The 21656-nt window shown below is 37.8% G+C and carries 18 protein-coding genes and 1 pseudogene; 11 read left to right on the top strand and 8 right to left on the bottom strand.

Features of this window, described 5'->3' with window-relative positions; genetic code table 11:
• Positions 1-19: 19 nt before the first annotated feature.
• The 5 genes and pseudogenes from EHQ43_RS15915 to EHQ43_RS15895 form a co-directional block, all read right to left on the bottom strand.
• Positions 20-1021 carry a hypothetical protein gene (locus EHQ43_RS15915; protein ID WP_135741555.1) on the bottom strand — a complete coding sequence of 334 codons (1002 nt, stop codon included), beginning with the start codon at positions 1019-1021 and terminating at the stop codon, positions 20-22.
• Positions 1018-3363, bottom strand: a complete 2346-nt coding sequence (locus EHQ43_RS15910; RefSeq protein WP_135771701.1) for a tetratricopeptide repeat protein — start codon at positions 3361-3363, stop codon at positions 1018-1020. Before EHQ43_RS15910 ends, EHQ43_RS15915 begins: the two co-directional genes overlap by 4 nt.
• A 96-nt stretch (positions 3364-3459) precedes the next feature.
• Positions 3460-4854: a flagellar hook protein FlgE gene (gene flgE / locus EHQ43_RS15905; protein ID WP_135771700.1), complete on the bottom strand. Its 1395-nt coding sequence runs from the start codon at positions 4852-4854 to the stop codon at positions 3460-3462.
• An 83-nt stretch (positions 4855-4937) separates the two neighbouring features.
• Positions 4938-5477 (bottom strand): annotated as a pseudogene (locus EHQ43_RS15900) (flagellar hook capping FlgD N-terminal domain-containing protein); the annotation flags it as partial.
• A gap of 30 nt (positions 5478-5507) precedes the next feature.
• Positions 5508-7160, bottom strand: a complete 1653-nt coding sequence (locus EHQ43_RS15895) for a flagellar hook-length control protein FliK (protein ID WP_135771699.1) — start codon at positions 7158-7160, stop codon at positions 5508-5510.
• A gap of 181 nt (positions 7161-7341) precedes the next feature.
• Between EHQ43_RS15895 and EHQ43_RS15890 the strand changes: the two genes are divergently transcribed.
• From EHQ43_RS15890 to EHQ43_RS15850, 9 genes are all read left to right on the top strand, one after another.
• Positions 7342-8379: a sulfate ABC transporter substrate-binding protein gene (locus EHQ43_RS15890; RefSeq protein ID WP_135771698.1), complete on the top strand. Its 1038-nt coding sequence runs from the start codon at positions 7342-7344 to the stop codon at positions 8377-8379.
• A gap of 3 nt (positions 8380-8382) precedes the next feature.
• Positions 8383-9210, top strand: coding sequence for a sulfate ABC transporter permease subunit CysT (cysT, locus tag EHQ43_RS15885; RefSeq protein WP_135771872.1), 828 nt, complete (start codon positions 8383-8385; stop codon positions 9208-9210).
• Positions 9207-10010 carry a sulfate ABC transporter permease subunit CysW gene (cysW, locus tag EHQ43_RS15880; protein ID WP_135741549.1) on the top strand — a complete coding sequence of 268 codons (804 nt, stop codon included), beginning with the start codon at positions 9207-9209 and terminating at the stop codon, positions 10008-10010. The genes cysT and cysW overlap by 4 nt, the downstream gene beginning before the upstream one ends.
• A 1-nt stretch (position 10011) precedes the next feature.
• Positions 10012-11076, top strand: a complete 1065-nt coding sequence (locus tag EHQ43_RS15875) for a sulfate/molybdate ABC transporter ATP-binding protein (protein ID WP_135741548.1) — start codon at positions 10012-10014, stop codon at positions 11074-11076.
• Between the two features lie 68 nt (positions 11077-11144).
• Positions 11145-11870 carry a phosphoadenylyl-sulfate reductase gene (locus tag EHQ43_RS15870; protein ID WP_135771697.1) on the top strand — a complete coding sequence of 242 codons (726 nt, stop codon included), beginning with the start codon at positions 11145-11147 and terminating at the stop codon, positions 11868-11870.
• Between the two features lie 5 nt (positions 11871-11875).
• Complete coding sequence (gene cysD, locus EHQ43_RS15865; protein WP_135741546.1) at positions 11876-12784, top strand: sulfate adenylyltransferase subunit CysD; 909 nt, start codon at positions 11876-11878, stop codon at positions 12782-12784.
• A complete protein-coding gene (locus EHQ43_RS15860) occupies positions 12784-14016 on the top strand; it encodes a sulfate adenylyltransferase subunit 1 (protein ID WP_135741545.1) in 1233 nt (410 codons plus the stop codon). The genes cysD and EHQ43_RS15860 overlap by 1 nt, the downstream gene beginning before the upstream one ends.
• 69 nt (positions 14017-14085) lie before the next feature.
• Complete coding sequence (locus EHQ43_RS15855) at positions 14086-15156, top strand: TauD/TfdA family dioxygenase (protein ID WP_135771696.1); 1071 nt, start codon at positions 14086-14088, stop codon at positions 15154-15156.
• Entirely contained in the window at positions 15157-16059 is a 903-nt protein-coding gene (locus EHQ43_RS15850) for a bile acid:sodium symporter family protein (protein WP_135771695.1), read from the top strand.
• Here EHQ43_RS15850 and EHQ43_RS15845 read toward each other — a convergent pair.
• On the bottom strand, positions 16056-17723 hold the full coding sequence (locus EHQ43_RS15845; RefSeq protein ID WP_135771694.1) for an NADPH-dependent assimilatory sulfite reductase hemoprotein subunit: 1668 nt from the start codon (positions 17721-17723) through the stop codon (positions 16056-16058). The genes EHQ43_RS15850 and EHQ43_RS15845 overlap by 4 nt on opposite strands.
• A gap of 7 nt (positions 17724-17730) precedes the next feature.
• Positions 17731-19494: a diflavin oxidoreductase gene (locus tag EHQ43_RS15840; protein ID WP_135771693.1), complete on the bottom strand. Its 1764-nt coding sequence runs from the start codon at positions 19492-19494 to the stop codon at positions 17731-17733.
• A 164-nt stretch (positions 19495-19658) separates the two neighbouring features.
• Here EHQ43_RS15840 and cobA point away from each other — a divergent pair, with 164 nt between their 5' ends.
• Both cobA and EHQ43_RS15830 read left to right on the top strand, forming a co-directional pair.
• Positions 19659-20450, top strand: coding sequence for a uroporphyrinogen-III C-methyltransferase (cobA, locus tag EHQ43_RS15835; protein WP_135741540.1), 792 nt, complete (start codon positions 19659-19661; stop codon positions 20448-20450).
• A 2-nt stretch (positions 20451-20452) separates the two neighbouring features.
• A complete protein-coding gene (locus EHQ43_RS15830) occupies positions 20453-21046 on the top strand; it encodes a precorrin-2 dehydrogenase/sirohydrochlorin ferrochelatase family protein (RefSeq protein ID WP_135771692.1) in 594 nt (197 codons plus the stop codon).
• 3 nt (positions 21047-21049) lie between these two features.
• Here the strand turns inward: EHQ43_RS15830 and EHQ43_RS15825 are convergent, their stop codons facing one another.
• Entirely contained in the window at positions 21050-21649 is a 600-nt protein-coding gene (locus EHQ43_RS15825) for an LBF_1134 family protein (RefSeq protein ID WP_208731104.1), read from the bottom strand.
• Between the last annotated feature and the right edge of the window lie 7 nt (positions 21650-21656).

Raw genomic sequence — 21656 nt, 5'->3', positions numbered from 1 at the left:
CGATTGTTTTTTGAAAAAATTATTCTGACTTTGGTTTGAGGAGAAGTAGAATTCCAAATACCAAACTCGAAACCAGATAAAAACTCAAAAAATAAAGAATTTGTACCCCTAACAATACGTAGGGTGAGTGTAACCAATCCTTTGGTTCGAGCACTAAAAAAGGCAAAAAGATAGCAATGATAGAAGGGAACAAAAAGCAAACAACTCCCCGTTTCCCAGATACTGTCCAATTCAATTGGTCCAAATAGAAGTAAAATCCACGAGCAAAAGCACCAACAAAAAAAGCCATGGGTATACAAACAAGAAGGTCGGCACCAAACGAGGAAGAAAAAGCGATAGTTCCAATCCACACCCCAATTTCAGCTTCATCTGGGATTGATACCTTTAGGATCAAAGAAACAAGTGTAAACCCAACAAAGGACGAAATTCCAATCACAACAGCGGATGACAATACTTCAATAAAACCATAGTTTGTCGAGAAAGGAGTTAAAACATAAAGAAAACACGGAAGGAATAAGAATGCCAACTTCGGCTCCTTCTCATCTCCTAACTTTAATTCAAGTAGCTTCAAATTTGGCCAAAACATTTCCCTAGACCAAACAAAGGCACCAATTGCAATGGTGAATGGTAAAATACGTGAAGTATCTTCCGCACGGATCTCAACCTGAAACATTTGTATCCAATAGAAAAAAGTACCTAGAAAAAGAAAAAGGCAAAAGGTGATTAAAAAACCAATTGTACGTCGGTATAAAAATATTCTCTCTTCTAATAATTGATAAACAAAATATAAAACCAAATTTGATTTGGTTAATAAAAGAAAAATAGATTTTGTTTCCCATCCAAAGACAGAAATACCCCATCGAGACAGTGAGTGAATCGAAATAAACGTAAGGATGATGATACCCATCCAATATGTGAGCAACAAACTTTTATTTTCCCTATTCGCTATGGAAAACAAACATCGGTATAAAAAAAATAAAGATACAAAAAAGAATAAGAAGTCAATTTCAATCGAAATCATGGCATCACCTCTTCACTGATACTAAATGGAAGGATGGAATACGGAGGTTCTCCGTTACGATCTAAGCTTTGGAAATTATGATGGAATCCTCGTATGGATTGGTTTCCAATCAAGATAAACTTTTCTTTCCCTTTTGGTTTGAGCAGGATACTACGATTGAAAAAATACAATACTGGATTCTCTTTCAATTCCTTCCCTAGATTTACAAAATGAGGTAAAATTTTTGTAAATGGTTCATAGATATCAATGGAATTGGCGGCACGAATCACTATGGTTTTATTTTTTAGGTTAGGGATAGGACGATTTCGAAGGATCCAATGGTTTGGGTCATTGTATTCTGTTTGGAAATCACCAACTCCATCTGCAGAAAGAATCCTAATATTTGAAAAACCATATAATTTTTCTTTGAGCTCAGGTTTTACTTTTTTTAAAAATAAATCAACTTCTCCTGGTAATTCCCATAATACCACTTCCATTTTTGGAAAATGTTTTGCGACAGCTTGGGAAGTCACACCTGGGTATTCTGGATGGTTGAGTGCAGGGCCAATATCCAAAAAAACAACTTGGTTACCACGATCATAAACCTTTAGATCACCAAACAATGATTTTCTAAGCATGTGCATTGACTTAGAGAGATATGCATTTGGATTCAAAAGATCATCTAAAATCAAATTTGTATCTTCTAAACGATTTTCATATGTTCTAGCACGGATTTCTTCATCTTGAGTTTGGAATAAATATCGCCCAGTATAAGACCTGATGGTTTTTTCTTCTAAATCAGAAAATAGATGATGATTTGGTATGTACCAAGTATAAGGATAAATAGGATTGCCGATTTCAAAATTCACATTAGATGGCAATGTTAGAATTTGTCCGTAAGGAGTAAGTTTTACATATTGTTTGTAATACGACTCCGATTGCTCAGCATTGTTTCTTTGAGATGACAAAATACTCAAATTAAACAATGCATTTCGATAATAGATCTTTTCCTCTATTGCATATGTTGTTTTGGAATTGATGATAGATTCCCAAATTGATTTGGCAATACTCCAGTTACCAATCTGGTATTCAGCTGCACCATATAATAACAAAGATTGTAATGAAATATCAAAATTGGGTATTGAAGATTCAAAGATTTTTTTCCTCTGTTCTTGCAAAAGGGAAATTGTCGCCTCATAACGACCTAATCTATAAAGTATAAGGGCTAAATTGTAATCTAAATATATATTTTCATAAACACCATTTAGTTTGCCTTGGATGTTCGAAAGTTCATATGCAGATAATTCAATTTGAGAGACATCAGAAAGTGTTAATCCATAAAAATATGAATTTTCTAAACCCATCGAGTCTTCCAATAAACCTAAGGTTTCATAGATTTTTTTAGCAGAAGTGAGGTAAAATATTGCCTCCTCCTTTTTACCATCTAACACTAAACTTTTTCCAATTAGAGAAATTGTATCGGCATAATCGCTATGGAAAACTTGTTTTGATGATTCTTTTTCACGGCGAGCAGCATTTGCATATTCGACAGATTTGCTGTATTCAGATTTTTCAAAATAAAATTTGGAAATGTTTTTTGCTATTTGAAATCTTATAAATGGTGTTATCTTAGGATTTGCTCCCACCTCTTTCCAAATTTCTTTTAGATTCTCTTCTGATTGTTTTTCCAATCGGAATTGGTATCGCAACCATTCACTAAAGTCTATTTTAAAGTCAATGGATTGAAAATAATTTTTTCTATTCTCTGAACTTCCATTTGCATCGTATGCGGAAAGTTTAACAAATTCAGACTCTGATAAAATTTGTTCCTCAAAAACATAGGTCCATTTTGGATTTCTTTTGATAAGTCGCTTCAAACGGATCGTTTCATCGAGTAAATGTGTTAATGAGGATTGAATTTTTAAAACAAGCGACCCCCTGTCTTCATATCTAACAAAAATAGATTTTCCTTCTATGATTGATTTTGATTCCACATAACGTAATTTAGGTGCAAATTTAATTCCCTTTTCTTCCCAATCAAATGTCCCAGATAAAATGATTTCGGATCGATTTTGTTTTGATAAATTTAGTTCAGAGTGTTTGCCCAAATAAACTGCATCCGTTGTTTGTTGGAATTGGAAATCCAACATTTCATTCAGGATACGAATAGTTCTAGGATCGGCACCATCCCCATTAGGCTCAAATTCACCTAAACTAAAAAAAACAACTGTTTCAGGAGTTTCTAATGTAATTGGTAAAGATTCTTTTTTAATTACATTTTTAATAGAATAGTATAACGGAGCATAGGCGATAGCCGTAAGGAGTGTGAATATAAGAAGGGTATTTTTTTGGAAACGTGACAATTGACAAAATTCTAAATGGTTTGGTTTGACCTAGTTTTATTAGAATTTTGCAGAACTCAAGGAAAAAACGGGGTTTCCCCCGTCTTCTCATTCACCTTATCGTTTGAGACCAAGAACTTCTTGGATCATTTGGTCAGAGGTGACAATGGTTCGAGAGTTTGCTTGGAATCCCCTTTGGGTCACGATCATATCTGTGAATTGGTCGGAAAGGTCAACGTTTGACATCTCAAGAAGTCCTGCGTTGATTTTTCCTCGCCCTTGGCTACCAGCTTCCCCAATATTTGCTTCCCCAGAGTTGAGAGAGAAACTATACATTGTATCCCCTTCTTTGTTAAGACCTGCTGGGTTTGTAAAGTTAGCAAGTGCAACTCTTGCGAGCGGTTGGCGCACGCCATTTGAGAAAACTCCAGTGACTGTTCCTGTGTTATCAATGGAAAAAGATTCCATGTAACCCATAGGGTAACCATCTTGTTTCACAGCTTTCGTAGTAAAATCTGATGAAAATTGAGTGATACCACCTACAAGACCCGCTTCCCCGAGGTTTAGGCTAAATTTTTGGGGAGTTGGGTTTCCAGGAATGCGGAAGGAAATGTCCGCTTTTAGTTTTCCCGTTGTTTGCGAATCCACTCCGTCAGAAACACTAATGATCTTGCCGTCAGGAGTAAAGGATACTTCAAGTTCAGTATTCCCAGAGACACTTGTGTTTTCACCACCAGTTCCACTTACGTCGACGGAAACTTGACTAGCATCTTCTAATTTAAAACGCATCTTCCAAACGTTATCGCGCATTTTGTAGAACTCCACTCCCATTTGTCGGGTGTTACCGAGTTCATCGTATACATTAATGGAAGTTACGTGACCTCTTCTTTGGCGAGGGTCTGGATCGTTGATATAACGTTGGATGTCTTCTTCAGTTGCGTCAGCAGGAACAGCTGCGACACTTGCATTTAGGTTTGATTGGAAGTCAACATTTTGCGTAGCGCGAGCAGGTTCTTTTGAATAAAGAGGGATTACGATGTCTTCGAGAGATCCTGCGGAGTTAATGTATTTGTTTCCAGATTCATCAAGTCTTGAATTCCAACCTTGCACTTTAAGTCCGTTAGCTGGGTTTACGTAAAAACCATTTTTATCAACGTTAAATGCACCAGCTCGAGTGTAAAATTGTTTGTCACCATCTTTAACGACAAAAAATCCTTCTCCAGAAACCGCAAGGTCTGTATTTTTACCGGTTGTTTGTAAGGCACCTTGTGTCATAATTTTATCAATGGCAGCAATCAGTGAACCAAGACCAACTTGTTTTGGGTTTGTTCCCCCAATCCTTTCATTTGGTTCAGATGCACCTTGTAATTCTTGTGAGATCATATCTTGGAACGTTACACGTTCTGTTTTAAATCCATGTGTGTTAACGTTAGAAATGTTGTTACCAATAACATCCATTCTAACTTGGTGGTTTTTCAATCCGGAAACACCGGAGTAAAGTGATCTCATCATAACGTTCTATCCTCTCTTTTTTTATCGACCTTTTTTGATTAATCCTGATAAGCTTCTTGTTTTTTTAAAGTATTGTTAGGAATTTCTGGAATGTTTGGTTGGCGTTGGAATTGTGTTTCTGATTTTAATAACTCTGGATCAGAGATTAAATTGATTTTAGAAACATCGAGCATTCTACCATTCACCCTTACATATGTTTTCCCTTCGTTATCAAAAAGTATGGCACCAGCTAAACCCGTGACATCTTCTCCGGTTACTAAATCTGGACCTGATACAATTTTTCCAACAACCGAATAACTTTGTTTTGATTCCATTCTGGCAATTCCAGAAGAAATGTTTTTCATTTGTTCGAGGGAGGAAAACTGCGCCATCTGTGCGATGAAGTCTTTGTCTTGCACTGGGTTTGTCGGATCTTGGTGAGAAAGCTGAGTTAACAGAAGTTTTAGGAAATCATCTTTTCCTAACTCTTTTTGTTTTTCTCGAATTTCGATTCCTTTAAGACCGCTTGTCTCTTCCTTTTCCAATTGGTCCAAATGTTTTCGAATATTAAAACTTCTATCGCCTTCAAAGTATTTGGCTCTTGCTGAATTTTGTGTTGAAATATCTTGCATTCCGTCTGGCATATAGTCCTCGATTTTTTTCTGTCTTAATGATTACGCAAAAAACTCTAATACTTTGGATTCGCTAGGTAACGGGATACCATCGAGACCCAAATCAGGTTCTTGTTCTAAATCCTGTGATTTTCCACGGTTTTTCGATGATTCTAATAAGGTTTGGTACAATTCATTTTGGTTTTGCCTTTCTGCAAAATGATTTCCGTCATCCCAAAGATCTATGATTAACGCCTGTAAATCGAGACCTGATTCCTTTAAGTTGTCTTTAATTGTTTGGATTTCGTTTAAGAGTGATTTTTGTAACTCTTCTGATTCTACCAAAATTCGACCTTCAACCTTTTCTCCATCAACTGAAACCTTTAAAGTCAAACGACCATATTCCTTAGGGTTCATGATGATTTCAGCACTTGATTTTCCGTTTTGGACTATGTCAAACTTTGCTTGTTTGATGAGTTCATCCAAATTTTGTTTCAAATTTGTTTCTTTCGGTTTTTGGTTTCGTTCAATGTTTTTTACTTCTTCTGATTTCGAATGGAGTTTGTTTTCAACAGAATGTAAGTTTAAACCTTGTTTAGATCCTTTGTCTTCAGAGGACTTTCCGTTCTCTTCCCCCATTTTGGAAGAAGAAACATTTTGGATTTGATTGGTAAATGAGGAATCCATTTTTAGTTTTTCATTTTGAACTTGGCTTTTGTTTTCATTTTGTTTTTGAAATTCTTTTTCTTTCAGACCAAGTGAACGAATCATTTTATCAGAAGTCATTGAAACATTGTTTGTTTCTTTCTCACCGATAGACTCAGAGAAACTGTTTTCTGATTTTTGATTTTTGATTGTTTTAAATTTTGAATCCAATTTTCGGAGTGTTCCCTCCGACTTAGTTTCATTTTCTAGACTACGATTGGTTTTTCCATTTTGTAATAAAGAATGTGCGAGTGTCATTCCACTCGGAACATTCTCCATTTTAATTGTATCCATATTTGGAGAGGATTTAATATGATTTCCTAGTTTTTCATTTTGCACTTTTTTCGCAGAATCAGGAAACATCACTAGATTGGTTGGAACTTTATCAACAATAGATAGTTTATTGGTTATGTTTATTTCTTTTGAATTGGTAAGTTCCATTTTCAAAAGACCTTCAACAAGTTTATTTGTTTCTTCTACAAATGTTTTTGATTCTTTGTTTGAATATGAAGGATTTTTTTCAGCTGATTTTTGAAGGGAAAGTAAAATTGTTTTCTCTTTAGAAATTACCTCATTCACTTCGTTAGCAGGTATGTTTTGTTTTTCCCAGAGAGAATATTTCGATAAAATTCCAATGCTATATTCGAGTGCGTCCCGGTCCAAATCTTCTTCTTCAGAAGATTCTTCGTTTTCTTCCTGTTTTTTATTTTGCACAAAGGATTCATTCACTTGGTTGGAAGGATCACTTGCCATTTGGGATGGGCTTTCTGACTCGGATTTTGTTTGAGTTGGTTTCTCCGATTCATTTGAAGTTGTTGTTTGTGTACTTAGAGGTTTACATTCGGAAGGAGACTTTGGTTTTTCGGAGTGGACCTGGAATTCACGTTCCAAAATTTCTCCAAAACTTTCTTTTACCGCAAAATAGTTGTTATCGGCACCATCACGTCTATTCGTTCTCAATTCAGCTTGAGGAAAGGGAATTAAGTTTTGTTTGTCAACGTTCACATTCATTGGGGTGCCTTCTCCCTTAAGGATCGAACTTCCCCAGATTTCCTTGAGAGAATTATCTTCTTCCTTTTCCGGTTTATGTCCAGAAAACAAATCCAAAGGCAAAAAGTGGACGGATTATCATTGACAAAAATTCACTAAATTGGAGGATAGGTCTGATTTAACGATCAAAAGGACGCTAAAAATGAAAAAAATCTCCCAATTCCTCCAGTTTAAACCAAGTATTTCTGTCATATTGTCCATTCTTTTGGGAATTGGGACTTTTTCTTCCCTATTTTCGCAAGAAAGTTTTCTGCATGTATCCTTTGATCCAACGCGGGAATTGTATGAAGAAATTAACAAAACCTTCTTAACTCAATGGAAACAGAAAAAAGGTGAAGAATTTTCGATCCAACAATCACATGGTGGTTCCGGAAAACAAGCGCGTGCGGTGATTGATGGACTTGAAGCGGATGTGGTAAGCCTTGCACTTTCTTATGACATTGATAGCATTGCCAGCAAATCAAAGTTAATTGAATCAAATTGGCAAACCAAACTTCCTAACAAAAGTACTCCTTATTACTCAACGATCATATTCCTAGTACGAAAATCAAATTCCAAAAAAATCAAAGATTGGGATGACATAGTCAAACCTGGAATTTCTGTCATCACCCCCAATCCAAAAACAAGTGGTGGAGCACGTTGGAATTACCTTGCTGCTTATGGTTATGCCAAACGAAAATATAAGTCTGACGAAAAGGCAATAGACTTTGTGAAAGCATTGTTCCAAAATACATCTGTTCTCGATACCGGCGCACGTGGATCCACAACAACTTTTGTGAATCGCAAAATCGGGGATGTTCTCATAACTTGGGAAAACGAAGCAAAACTAGCATTAGATGAAGAAAAAAGATCAGGTAAAAATAGTTTAGAAGTGATTTATCCTTCGGAGTCGATCAAAGCAGAAACTCCAGTGGCCGTTGTCACAAAGACAGCGACTGAGAAAGGAAATTTAGAAAAAGCAACTGCCTACCTTGAATTCCTTTTTACCAAAGAAGGCCAAACCATCATTGCAAAGCATTTTTTTAGACCCATCGACCCGGCAATTGCCAAGTCCTCTGCGAAAGAATTTCCCAATCTAAAATTATTTTCTCTATCCGATTTAGGGGAAACTTGGGAGACTGCACAGAAAAAACATTTTGCAGATGGAGGGGTCTTTGATGCCATCTACAAAACCAAATAAATGATGCAAATTGAAACGCGGCCGTATAAAAAAATCCATTTAGGAATCAGCTTAGGATTAACAGTCTTTTATTCGTCCGCTGTAGTCATCATACCACTTCTTGGACTCTTCTTCCATTCACTTGGAATTGGAATGACAGGGATCTTAGAAGTGTTTACTGATGAAAGAATTCGTTCAGCTCTATATTTAAGTTTCACAGTAGGGTTTGTGTCTGCCATACTCAATCTGTTCATTGGATTTTTATTCGCTTGGGTTCTTGTCCGTTATCAATTTCCATTTAAAAAATTTTTTGATACATTAGTCGATTTACCATTCACTTTGCCCACAGCTGTAGCAGGGATTGCTCTTACCACAATTTACTCCCAAACAGGGATTGTAGGATCTGCCTTTGCCAAATGGGGGATCCAAATCGCATACACTCCAATTGGAATTGTGATCGCACTTGTTTTCATCGGATTTCCTTTTGTTGTTAGAACTGTCCAACCTGTCATAGAAGAACTTCCGAAAGAATTGGAAGAAAGTGCTCGATGCCTCGGAGCCACACCCTTCCAAACTTTTTATAAAGTATTACTGCCTGAACTTTGGCCATCTTTACTTGCAGGAACTGGAATGGCGTTTGCACGAAGTATAGGAGAATATGGATCTGTTGTTTTTATTTCAGGAAACCTCCCAGGGAAAACAGAAATTTTACCACTTCTAATTGTGACAAAACTCGAACAATACGAATATGAAAAAGCGACTTCCATTGCTCTTGTGATGTTACTTACATCGTTTTTCTTTATGTTCATCATCAATTTATTACAAGAAAGGGCTTCAAAAAAACTCGCATGAAACAAAAAGCCCTTCCCATATTTTTAATTTTACTCGCATATACATTGTTTGGTGTATTATTACTTTTACCCATTTATACAGTGTTTTCTGAAGCGTTCTCAGAAGGATTTGATAAATATTGGTCATCTATTACAAGTGAATATGCTTTATTTGCGATAGGTCTAACGATCAAAGTATCTTTTGTATCAGTTGTATTAAATACTCTGTTTGGAATCACAGCAGCGTTTACCATCACTAGGTTTTCATTTCCTGGTAAAAACCTACTTGTGACAATCATCGATTCACCTTTTGCTGTTTCACCAGTTGTCTCTGGTCTCATCTTTTTATTGTTATTTGGTAGACAAGGTACTTTTGGAGAGTATCTCACAGAAAATCAGATCAAAATCGTTTTTAATACTCCTGGTCTCATCATTGCAACAGTCTTTATCACTTTCCCTTTTGTCGCACGTGAACTCATTCCTCTGATGCAAAGTCAAGGACGAGAAGAAGAAGAAGCAGGTTTATTACTGGGTGCTAGTTTTTGGCAATTATTGTGGCGGATTATATTACCAAACATCAAATGGGGTCTGTTATACGGTATCATACTTTGTAACGCAAGGGCAATGGGTGAGTTTGGAGCAGTTTCAGTACTCAGCGGACATATTCGAGGAAAAACAACAACCCTGCCACTTTATATTGAAATGTTATACAATGAATTTGATTCGGTAGGTGCGTTTGCCTGTGCCACCTTACTCGTGTTTTTATCACTTCTAACCCTCATCTTCAAATTAATTTTGGAAAAACGAACCGAGAGACTATAAAATGCCAATTGAAATACAAAATGTACATAAAATCTTTGGATCGTTTACCGCATTAAAAAATGTAAACCTTACAATACCTGACGGAGAACTTGTGGCACTGCTTGGTCCCTCGGGTTCCGGGAAAACAACCTTACTCCGTATTATCGCCGGTCTCGAAGAACCAAGTAGTGGGTCAGTGAGTTTTGTTGGTGACCAATTGGCAGCTTCGAAAATCCAAAATGGTGAGGTAGGATTTGTATTCCAACACTATGCACTCTTTCGCCATATGACAATTGCGGAAAATATTTCCTTTGGTTTGGAAGTAAGACCCAAAGCCACAAGACCATCAAAAAAAGAAATCGAAGAAAAAGTTTCTAAACTCTTAACTCTTATCCAACTTGAAAAATTTCACAATCGTTACCCACATGAACTCTCAGGTGGGCAAAGGCAGAGAGTGGCGCTTGCTCGTGCCCTTGCCATTGAACCTAAATTTCTCTTACTCGATGAACCTTTCGGTGCCCTTGATGCCAAAGTACGAAAGGAACTGCGGAATTGGTTACGTAGACTACATGATGAAATTCATATCACCAGTGTCTTTGTCACCCATGACCAAGAAGAAGCTCTCGAAGTGAGTGACCGCATTGTCATATTAAACCATGGGCAATTAGAACAAGTAGGAAGCCCGGATGAAGTGTACAACAAACCAAAGTCTCCTTTTGTCTTTCATTTTTTGGGAGATGTAAATCTATTCCATGGCCGGATCGAAGAAGGGAAAACAAAAATTGGAAACATCGCACTCGATACATCAGAACATGAAAACGTCAAGGAGTCTGATGCCGTAGCCTACGTCAGGCCATATGATGTGGAAATTGTTCGGGAAAAAGACCAAGGGATCGCCGCCGAAATCCAGTACATCCATTCTACAGGTCGCAATGTGCGAGTGGAATTAAAACGGGTGGACACAGGGACTCTCATCGAGTCTGTCCTTGAGCAAGAAACCTATAAATACCTAAATTTGTTACCAGGTGAGACGGTTTACCTCCGGATCAAAAAGGCAAAAGTTTACGTAGAAGACTTCTCTATTTAATAATTTCCGCTAATATACTTTACAATTCGTCCAATATACAAAACATTGGATGCTAGGACGGGAGAATTATGGGAAATTTGGAAGTTTTGACAGAATCTTATGCCAAGCTTTCGCTTGTCGAAGGCCTTAAAAAATTAAGTTCTGAGTTCCCTGGCAAAGTGGTCTTCACCACAAGTTTTGGATTAGAGGACCAAGCCATCACTCACGCCATTCTGAGCAATCATCTTCCGATCCGCATAGCTACTTTGGATACAGGACGTCTTTTCCAAGAAACCTATGATGTTTGGCAAAAAACTAACATCCGTTATGGGGCAAAAATCGAAACGTATTTCCCAAATCCGAAAGAAATCCAAAATTTTGTGAATGCAAACGGCCCAAATGCTTTTTACGATTCGCAAGACTTACGTAAAGAATGTTGTCGAATCCGAAAGCTTGTTCCTTTGGATTCCATATTGGATGGAATGGAAGTATGGGTGACTGGTCTCCGAAAAGACCAATCGGGATTTCGTACAGAGATGTCTTTATTCGAATCTGACCCTGCAAGAAATTTAATCAAATACCAACCACTACTCCATTGGAGTTTTGAAACCACATGGAAATACATCCGAGAAAATAATATTCCTTACAATTTGTTACATGACAAAGGATTTCCAAGCATTGGATGTGCACCATGTACGCGAGCCATTGAACCAGGGGAAGACTTTCGAGCTGGAAGATGGTGGTGGGAAGAAGAATCAAAGAAGGAATGTGGGTTACATTGGGTAGATGGTAAACTCATGCCGAAAAAAGGATAATATATATGACAAACGCCCATCGACTTTCTCATTTAGACCAACTAGAATCGGAAGCCATTTATATCTTAAGAGAAGTAGCGGCCCAATTTGAAAGACCCGCATTACTCTTTTCAGGTGGTAAGGACTCAATCTGTTTAGTCCATCTTGCGCTCAAAGCGTTTCGTCCAGGAAAATTCCCATTTCCACTTGTACATATTGATACAGGGCATAACTTTGATGAGGCGCTAAAATTTAGAGATGACCTGGCAGAAAAAATTGGTGAAAAATTAATTGTACGGTATGTGCAAGATTCCATCGACCAAGGGAAAGCAGTGGAAGAGAAAGGAAAATTCCCAAGTAGAAATGCCATCCAAGCGGTTACCTTACTTGATACCATTGCAGAATTTAAATTTGATGCATGTATCGGCGGAGCGCGACGTGATGAGGAAAAAGCAAGAGCCAAAGAACGAATATTTTCTGTTCGTGATGAATTTGGTTCATGGGATCCAAAACTCCAACGACCAGAACTTTGGAATATTTATAATGGCAAAATCCATGTAGGAGAAAACGTTCGCGTTTTTCCTATCAGTAACTGGACAGAACTCGATGTATGGGAATATATACGTAAAGAAAAAATAGAGCTTCCTTCCTTATACTTTTCACACCAAAGAGAAATTGTATGGAGAGAAGAATTAGTATTTCCTGTTTCAAAGTTTATCAGTTTAGACAATACGGACAAAGTAGAAACAAGAACCGTTCGATTTCGCACTGTTGGAGATATGACTTGTACAGCAGCTGTGGAATCAGAAGCCAATTCTGTTGATGATATCATCCGCGAAATCCAAGTTTCCCGCACAACAGAAAGAGGTTCCCGTTTGGATGACAAACGTTCGGAAGCGGCAATGGAAGAGAGAAAGAAAGGTGGGTATTTTTAATGGATATTTTACGTTTTATTACTGCAGGTAGTGTCGATGATGGGAAATCAACTCTCATCGGACGTTTGTTATACGATAGTAAATCGATTTTCCAGGACCAAATGGAAGCAATCGAAAGGGCAGGGCAAGTAAATGGGCAAATCAACTTAGCCCTACTCACCGATGGACTCAAAGCAGAAAGAGAACAAGGGATCACAATCGATATTGCTTATAAATACTTTTCTACTCCGAAGAGAAAGTTCATCATAGCCGATGCACCGGGTCATGTGCAGTATACAAGGAATATGGTCACAGGAGCATCTAATTCAGACCTTGCCATCATCCTCATCGATGCAAGAAAAGGTGTGATTGAACAAACCTACAGACATTCATATATCGTATCTCTATTACGTTTACCGTATGTGGTTGTATGCGTAAACAAAATGGATTTGGTCGATTTTTCGGAAGAAGTATTTTTAAATATCAAAAAACAATACTTAGAATTTGCGAAAGACTTAGATTTAAAATCCATTCATTTCCTTCCTATTTCAGCTTTGAATGGAGATAATGTGGTAGATAGTTCAACATCAATGCCATGGTGGAAAGGAAAATCATTACTTCATTTTTTAGAAGAAATCGAAATTCATACAGAAGAAGAGTCCCCTGCCCCAAGATTCCCAGTACAAAATGTGATTCGCCCACAAACGACAGAATACCATGATTACAGAGGTTATGCGGGTCAAATCAGAAGTGGTCACTTTACAGTTGGAGATCCTATAACCGTTTTACCGAGTGGACTTACTTCTAAAATCAAAGCCATAGATACTTATGATGGCCCACTCACCACTGCTTATTCTCCAATGTCTGTTACAATTCGATTGGAAGATGAAATCGATGTGAGTCGAGGTGACATGCTTGTTGTGACCGGGAAAGAACCATTCATCTCCCAAGACTTGGAAGCACATATTTGTTGGATGGACCAAAAAGTCCTCACACCTGGTTCCAAGTATTTACTCCGACAAACAACAAATGCCGTTAAAGTTTCCATCCGTTCGTTAGAATACAAAGTCGAAACAAGCACTCACGAAAAAAAAGAACAGGCTAGTCTTGGATTGAATGAAATCGGTAAAATCACCATTCGAACCGCAAAACCTGTCGCTTATGATCCCTATTCCAAAATTAGAGGGACTGGGAGTTTTATTTTAGTCGATGAGGGCACAAACCAAACCGTTGCGGCAGGCATGCTATTGTGAACTTTTTCTCCATTATAGCAGATTTTTGACTTGATTCCTGAAAGTTAATGTCGTTAATCTGACAGTAAGATGAGTCAATCAACAACTGTCGAAAAACAATGGATCAAAAAATCCTTCCTTCAGGGAACGAAACTTCCTCTTGTCTATGAACCACTCGAGGACATTCAAATTGAGAACCTCACTGATTGGATCCGATCCCACCAAAATGAGTGGCGCGAAGATTTAAAAAATCACGGAGCAATTCTTTTCCGAAGTTTCCCCGTACATGAAGCACTAGATTTCCAATCGATCCTTTATGCAACGGAAGAAAAAAAGTTGGGGGAGTTTTATTTAGGTACGTCTCCAAGAGACCAAGTTGTTAAACATGTGTTCACTGCAAGTGAATTACCTCCTCACTATCCTATCATGCAACATGCTGAAATGAGTTTTTTAGACAATCCTCCAAAGTTATTATTTTTTTATGCAGAAAAAGCTTCTGCTTTTGGAGGAGAAACTCCACTCACTGACCTTCGTGAAGTGTATCATCATGTACATCCAAAGATCAAAGAAAAAATTGAAAAACATGGTATTCGATATAGAAGGCGATACGATGGTCCTTCAAAAAAATCCAGATTTTCACTTTGGAAAACAAAACGATGGGATGAAATGTTTGGAACCACAAACTTGGAGGAAGTTAAAAAAATTGCTGAACAAAACCGATTTCAATTGGAATGGTTTGGCAAAGATTCGTTAACCATCACCAATGAACAATCCGGATTTCGAATCCACCCAGAAGCAAATACCATTGCATGGCATAACCATTCACAAACATTTCACTACCAAGCAGCCGTTAGCGAGGTATGGAAGATTGTAAAACGACAAAAAACGATTCGTTCTCTCGGTGTTGCGATACTACTTACTCTACTTACGATATTAAAAAGATTAGCAGGTCAAAAATCACATGATGTACATGTGACTTACGGGAATGGAGAAGAAATTTCTGTGAACGAAATGAAATCGATTTCAGATGTGTTTTGGAAACATATGGTTGCCTTCCCTTGGCAAACAGGTGACGTCCTCATCATTGATAATTTTTCAGTTTCGCATGGAAGGCTTCCCTTCACAGGACCACGTCGTATCTTAGTAGGATGGTCTGATTAAATGGATATCAATGGAGTTCGACTTAATTTTAACAAAGAATCCGTTTATCTTATCAATGCATTGGTTGGATTTATTATGTTTGGAGTCGCATTGGAATTAAAACTCCAAGACTTCCGTCTCCTCTTCCGAAATCCTAAACCAGCGATTATTGGTCTTGTCAGTCAATACTTACTGTTGCCGATAGCGACTCTTCTTATCATTTGGGTACTGAATCCACATCCAGGCCTAGCTTTGGGAATGGTCCTTGTAGCCGCTTGCCCAGGTGGAAATATGTCGAATTTTTTCACACATTTGGCGAAAGGTAATTTGGCCCTTTCAGTGAGTCTTACAACTTTTTCTTCGACCTTTGCCTTTCTATTGACTCCTATCGGATTTTTCTTTTGGGGAAATATCCTTCCGATCACTAGGAGTTATCTTAAATCGATCTCTGTCAGTCCAATCGAGATTTTAGTTTCCATTACAATACTGCTCGTTGTTCCCCTACTACTTGGAATCTTTTTTCAAATACGATTTCCTAAACTCACTCATTCTGTGAAACGTGTCGTACAAAGGATCTCCATTTTGTTACTTGCATTTTTTATCATCGGTGCCCTGCTAACAAATTGGAAATTTTTCAAAGAATACATTCACCTGCTATTCGGACTTGTATTCCTTATGAATTTAGCAGGACTTTCGATCGGATATTACTTTGCAAAATTATTTCAGTTACCGAAGAGCGATCGGAAAACAATCTCAATCGAAACCGGAATTCAAAATTCTAGTTTAGGTCTTGCCATTGTTTTTAGTTTCTTTGATGGTCTAGGTGGGATGGCGATGATTTGTGCTTGGTGGGGAATTTGGCACCTAGTTGCAGGTGCCATCATTGCTACTTACTGGAATCAAACTTCCAAATTGGGATCCTAATTTAAGATCCCAATCCGATTGATGAAATCACCAAAAGACTCTTTTCCATTTCTTTCTTTTGAGAATCTTCCAAATAATCCATCTAACTCATGTAATATTGCAGACTCATCTAAATCCTCTTTAAATTTTTTGTTGAGTCTATAACCTTCAGCATCTGCACCTAAGTGTAAATTATACTTACCATATGAGGTACCTACAAGTCCAATCTCAGAGATATATGGCCTTGCACATCCATTGGGACAACCTGTCATTCGGATGGAAACTGGCTCATCAGATAAATTGTGCTTTGATAGTAGTGGTTCAATTTTATCGATAAGACTTGGAAGGTATCTTTGTGCTTCCGCTAACGCCAACGAACATGTATTTAAAGCTACACAAGCGATGGAGTTTTTTCGAATCGGAGAAACTTCTGCTGTTTTTCGATGCACGCCAAACTTCACAAGGATTGATTCAATAAGATCTTTGTCTTTTGGGAAAATATCAGACAAAATTAAGTTTTGGTTACAAGTAAAACGAAATGTAGCTCTTCTTGTCTTGGAAACTTCAAGCAGAGCGGTTTTTAAGTTATAACCATGTTCGTCACATACTCTTCCATTTTCGACAAAAACGGTATAATGCCAGTTCCCAGCTGCATCTTGTTTCCAACCAAAATCGTCAGACCTTGTTGTGAATTGGAAATCCTTTGCAGCTTCAAAACTAATACCAGCGCGTTTTTCCACTTCTCGTTTGTAAAACTCAACACCTAACCGATCTAGTGTATATTTTAAACGAGAAAGTTTTCGATCTTCTCTATTTCCAAAATCTCTTTGGACTGTGACAATTTCATATACAACTCTTAATATGTCTTTTTTAGGAATGAAACCAAAAACAGTTCCAACTCTTGGGTAAGTATCTGGGTTTCCATGAGTTGTACCAAGTCCGCCTCCAACAGCTACGTTAAATCCAAGTAGTTGCCCGTTTTCAATGATCGCAATGAGTCCAATATCATTGGTAAAAAGGTCCACATCATTATAAGGTGGGATTGCAATGGCAATTTTAAACTTACGAGGGAGATAAACATCCTTGTATAGAGGATCTTCAGGTTCTTCCTTTTCTGCTAATAAATTTTCATCCAACCAAATTTCATAATATGCTCTTGTTTTAGGTAAAAGGGATCGACTGATCTCACCGGCATAACCAAACACTTCTTTGTGGAGAGGGCTTGCTGCAGGATTCGATGTACAAGTAACATTACGATTTACATCACCACATGCAGCGATCGAATCTAAAAACACAGAATCAAAAGCTTTGATCGTTGGTTTGATTTTGGACTTTAAGATACCGTGAAGTTGGACAGTTTGCCTTGTTGTAATTTTGATTGTTCCAGTGGAATTTTCACCAGCAACATTATGTAATGCTTCCCAATGGACTGGTCCAATCATTCCACCAGGAATTCGAAGCCGAATCATAAAGGAATACAAACGTTCTAATTTTTTAAGAGCACGTTCATCCCTTCTGTCTCTGTCATCTTGTTGGTACATTCCATGGAATTTGAGTAGGAGTTGGTCATCAGAACGAAGAGAACCTGTATGTTCGTCTTTTAAACTTTCAACGAGAGTACCTCGAAGTCCACGGCTTAGTCTTTTTACTTTTTCTGCGAGAGTTTCTTTTTTTGCTTCTGCCATACGTTCCTCAGTAAACGTCCTTTATGTAACGACCAGACTCTTCTAATTCTTTTAAATAATCTGAAGCTTCTTTTCCAATGTCAAAAGTTCTTTCGGATAAAATTTCGATTAATTTACGATCAACATCTTTACTCATTGGATCTTTTGATCCGCAAAGGTAAATGACTGCTCCATTTTCAATCCACTTCAAAAGTTCCGCAGCATTTTCTCCCATTCTGTCTTGGACATATACTTTTTCTTTTGTATCCCGTGAAAATGCTGTATTCAATTTATGTAATACACCGGTGTCCATTAGTTCTAACAGTTCTGATTGGTAATAAAAATCAGAGACAAAGTTCCTTTCTCCAAAAATTAACCAATTTTTTCCATTCCCACCAGACTGCTCTCTTTCAAATAAAAAACTTCGAAACGGTGCAATACCTGTACCTGGACCAATCATCACAATATCCGTATCAGGGCTTGGCAATCGAAATGAGTTGTTCCTTTGTATAAAAAAAGGAACACTATCTCCTTCTTTTAATGAAGATAGGAAACCTGAACAAAATCCAGATTTTATACCCGTAAAAGTTTCAATTTCAACCTCAGCCACGGTTAGGTGAACTTCATCATCTCCATGTGCAGAAGGACTTGATGCAATAGAATAATACCGAGGAACTATGGGTTCTAAAATATCAACTAAGGACTGTACTTCGAGTTTTGTGTCAGCAGGGTATAATGTCAAAAGAACATCTAAATCTAACTTGCCAGATGGGATTTCCTTTTTTGCAAGTGTCACATACTTTTGGATAACACGTTCTGGTAAAAAACGGATAGAAACTTTTTTGCGGAGTAAATCAAACAACATCCAAGTTTCACCTTTATAAGTGACTCTTGTTTCTCTGTCAGTTTGTAGTAATCCCAAAATTCGATTCACTTCTTCTTCTCGGTTATATGCTAAAAAACCAGCACTATCACCGGGCAAATAATCAATGGGAAGAGCAGATTTGATTTCGATATGACGAGTTGACTTTGTCGATCCAATGTCGTTTAACACAAGATTAGTGACAACTGTACCTTCATAAACAACTTTTCCACCTGAACTTGGTTTAGTAGCAGTTGATTGGGTTTGTTTCGAGGATTGTGTCGTTGCCGTTTTGGAAATTGTATTGAGTTTTGATATGAGTTCAGACATCCATGGTTTTGATACTAACTCAAAATCGACATCACATTTTCCAAGGGAATGGATTCGTTCCGCACCGAGTTTTTCTAATTGGTTATCTACATCAATCCCTGTTTGGCAAAATAGTGGGTAGCTAGTATCACCTAACCCGAGTACAGCGAACTTTACCTTTGAAAGCGAATCTTTGGTATCGGATAAAATTTGGATGAAAGGTTTTGCCGCTTGAGGAGGTTCTCCGTCACCATGAGTGGAAACAATCACGAAGAGATATTCTTCTTCTTTTAAGTCTTTTGCCTTGTAAGTATCTGTACTCTTTAATTTTGCTTGGACACCAAGTTCTTTTAATTTTTTAACAAGTTCTGTTCCCAACTTTTTGGAATTTCCAGTTTCGGTTCCATACACAACACTGCATTGGATGGGAGCTGCTTTTAGATTTCCGTGTGATGGGTCATTCGAGGAAATACTCACAGGAGCATTTAGGGAAACATCCACACTCCCCCCAATACTTGCTTGTGTGATGGCAGAAAGGTATCCCGACATCCACACCCATTCGTCTTTGGTGGATTCTTTCAGTAATTGTAAAAATCGATTGCGCTTCTCATCGGATAACATAAAAACCTATGCTTGTGTTGGATTCCAGTAAAACATCCAAAAAGTCTTATAAATTGAATCTTTTCCTAAGGTTAGAGCCGAGTAAACTAAAAAAATGGAGATTTTGTAGAAATAATTAGGCATTCACTTGACTATTTCTAGCAATATTGCAAGGTATAACAGATATGTCCTCCAATAAGACAGAACATGGTTTTGTAAGTTTCGTGAGTGGTGGCCCAGGTCCCATCGACTTATTGACACTCCGTGGAAAAAATCGAATCGAATCGGCAGAAGTGATTCTCTATGATGCCCTACTTGATCCCAGTTTTTTAGATATTTTCCCTGAATCGGCACAAATCCTTTATGTCGGAAAACGAGCCAAAGAACACTACCGTACCCAAACAGAAATCAATACACTGCTCGTCGAATTTGCAATGAAAGGTAAAAAAGTGGTCCGACTCAAAGGGGGAGACGCATCCATCTTTGGCCGACTCTCGGAAGAAATCCATAACCTTCAAAACGCAGGCATTCCCTACGAAGTGATCCCTGGAGTGAGCTCTGTGACAACAGGAGCTGCCGATCTTTCCCTCTCGCTTACGGTAAGAGGGATATCTCGCCAAATCATCATCCTTGATGGACACACCATTTTAGAAGACGAACGAAGTTGGATGGGTATGGAAAATTTTCCGGGCACCATCGTCATCCTGATGGGAAGTCAAAAAACGAAGGAACTGGCAGAAAGGCTCATTCAAAAAGGAGTGAATCCTTCAACTCCAATTGCTCTTCTCGAAAATGCGGGGAGTCAAAATGTAATTTTTACAACCTCAACTCTCGCCAAAACTAAATTAGATGGTATCGAGAAAAAAACAAAAGGACCAGGAATCCTTTATGTTGGAGAAGTGGTTCGCCCAATTCTAACTAGCGATCAATCTAACACCGGACTTGCGAATTTTTCTACCACCACTACGGAAATTTAGAAATGGACACAAAAAAATATCCTATCTTTCTGAATTTAGAAGGAAGGAACATTCTCATAGTTGGTGGTGGGAATGCATGTTTAGAAAAATTGATAGGACTGGAATTCACAGGTGCAAATCTACATTTGATTTCTATTTCCTATAACGAAGATGTCCAAAAGTTTTTACAAAAATACCCGCAGATCAAAACAGAGACTAGGCCTGTCACAGAAGATGATTTGAATCATCGTGATATCATATTCTTAGCTACTAGTGACCCTGAAACCAACAAGAAGTATCGTGCTCTTGCTAAATCAAAAGGGATTTGGGTAAATTCTGTGGACGATCCCAAAAACTGTGATTTTTATTCTTCATCCACAGTTTCAATAGGCCCAATTCAGTTTGCTATTTCAACAGATGGAATGTTCGCAGGAGTTTCTTCCACATTACGAAAGTTATTTGAAGAAACCCTTCCTGAAGAAGACCATGAGCTACTGGAGACAATATTTGTTATGAGGCGAAACCTAAAAGAACTTTTGCCAAACCAAGAAGAAAGAAGAAAGGTTCTTAAAGATGTCATCCATAAACTAAATTCTGAATACTTTCACAAAACTTAATATTCATTCAGGGAAAATTTGAACGACTGTTAACGCATGTTCGCCAGCCCAAACTGCATGTAAGGGAATATTTACAATCATTGTTTTGTTAGTATCCAATCGCACTGTCCACTCACCAGCGGTTCTCGGATCTAAAAATTTCACTTTCTGGATGGGAAATGGAAAATGTACTTCAAATTGGATGAATTCAACCAATGTATTAAAACGAAGCAGGTCATCACGTAATTTGGCTTCTGAAAGTATAGAACTGATCTCGTTTCGGTTGATTTGAAGTGCTTTTAACAAAGGTGAATCTTTGCTCGTATCAATGGCTAATTGGATTTCGGTTGTTTGGTCTTCTGTGAACTGGATGAACCGAAAGCCCGGAGGCAACATATGGGTGTAGTTCCCAAATTGGTATGATCTTTCTTTTAGGGTGATCTCCAACTCCCCTGTATCGGTAAGACCAGAACCCAAAAAAATTCCCTTTTGTTTCTTCGTAATTGTTTTTTGATAAATGACTAAGTCACCTGAAAGATCAGGTTTGATCTTTATTTTGATATTCCCACCGGCGCAGGCACAAAACAATAGGCAGAAAAATAAGGTTTGTGGTATCCGTTTCATATCGCCA

Origin of the sequence: Leptospira bouyouniensis (genome assembly GCF_004769525.1) — a bacterium.
GTDB lineage: Bacteria > Spirochaetota > Leptospiria > Leptospirales > Leptospiraceae > Leptospira_A > Leptospira_A bouyouniensis.
This window is presented reverse-complemented; position numbering and strand designations above follow the sequence as displayed.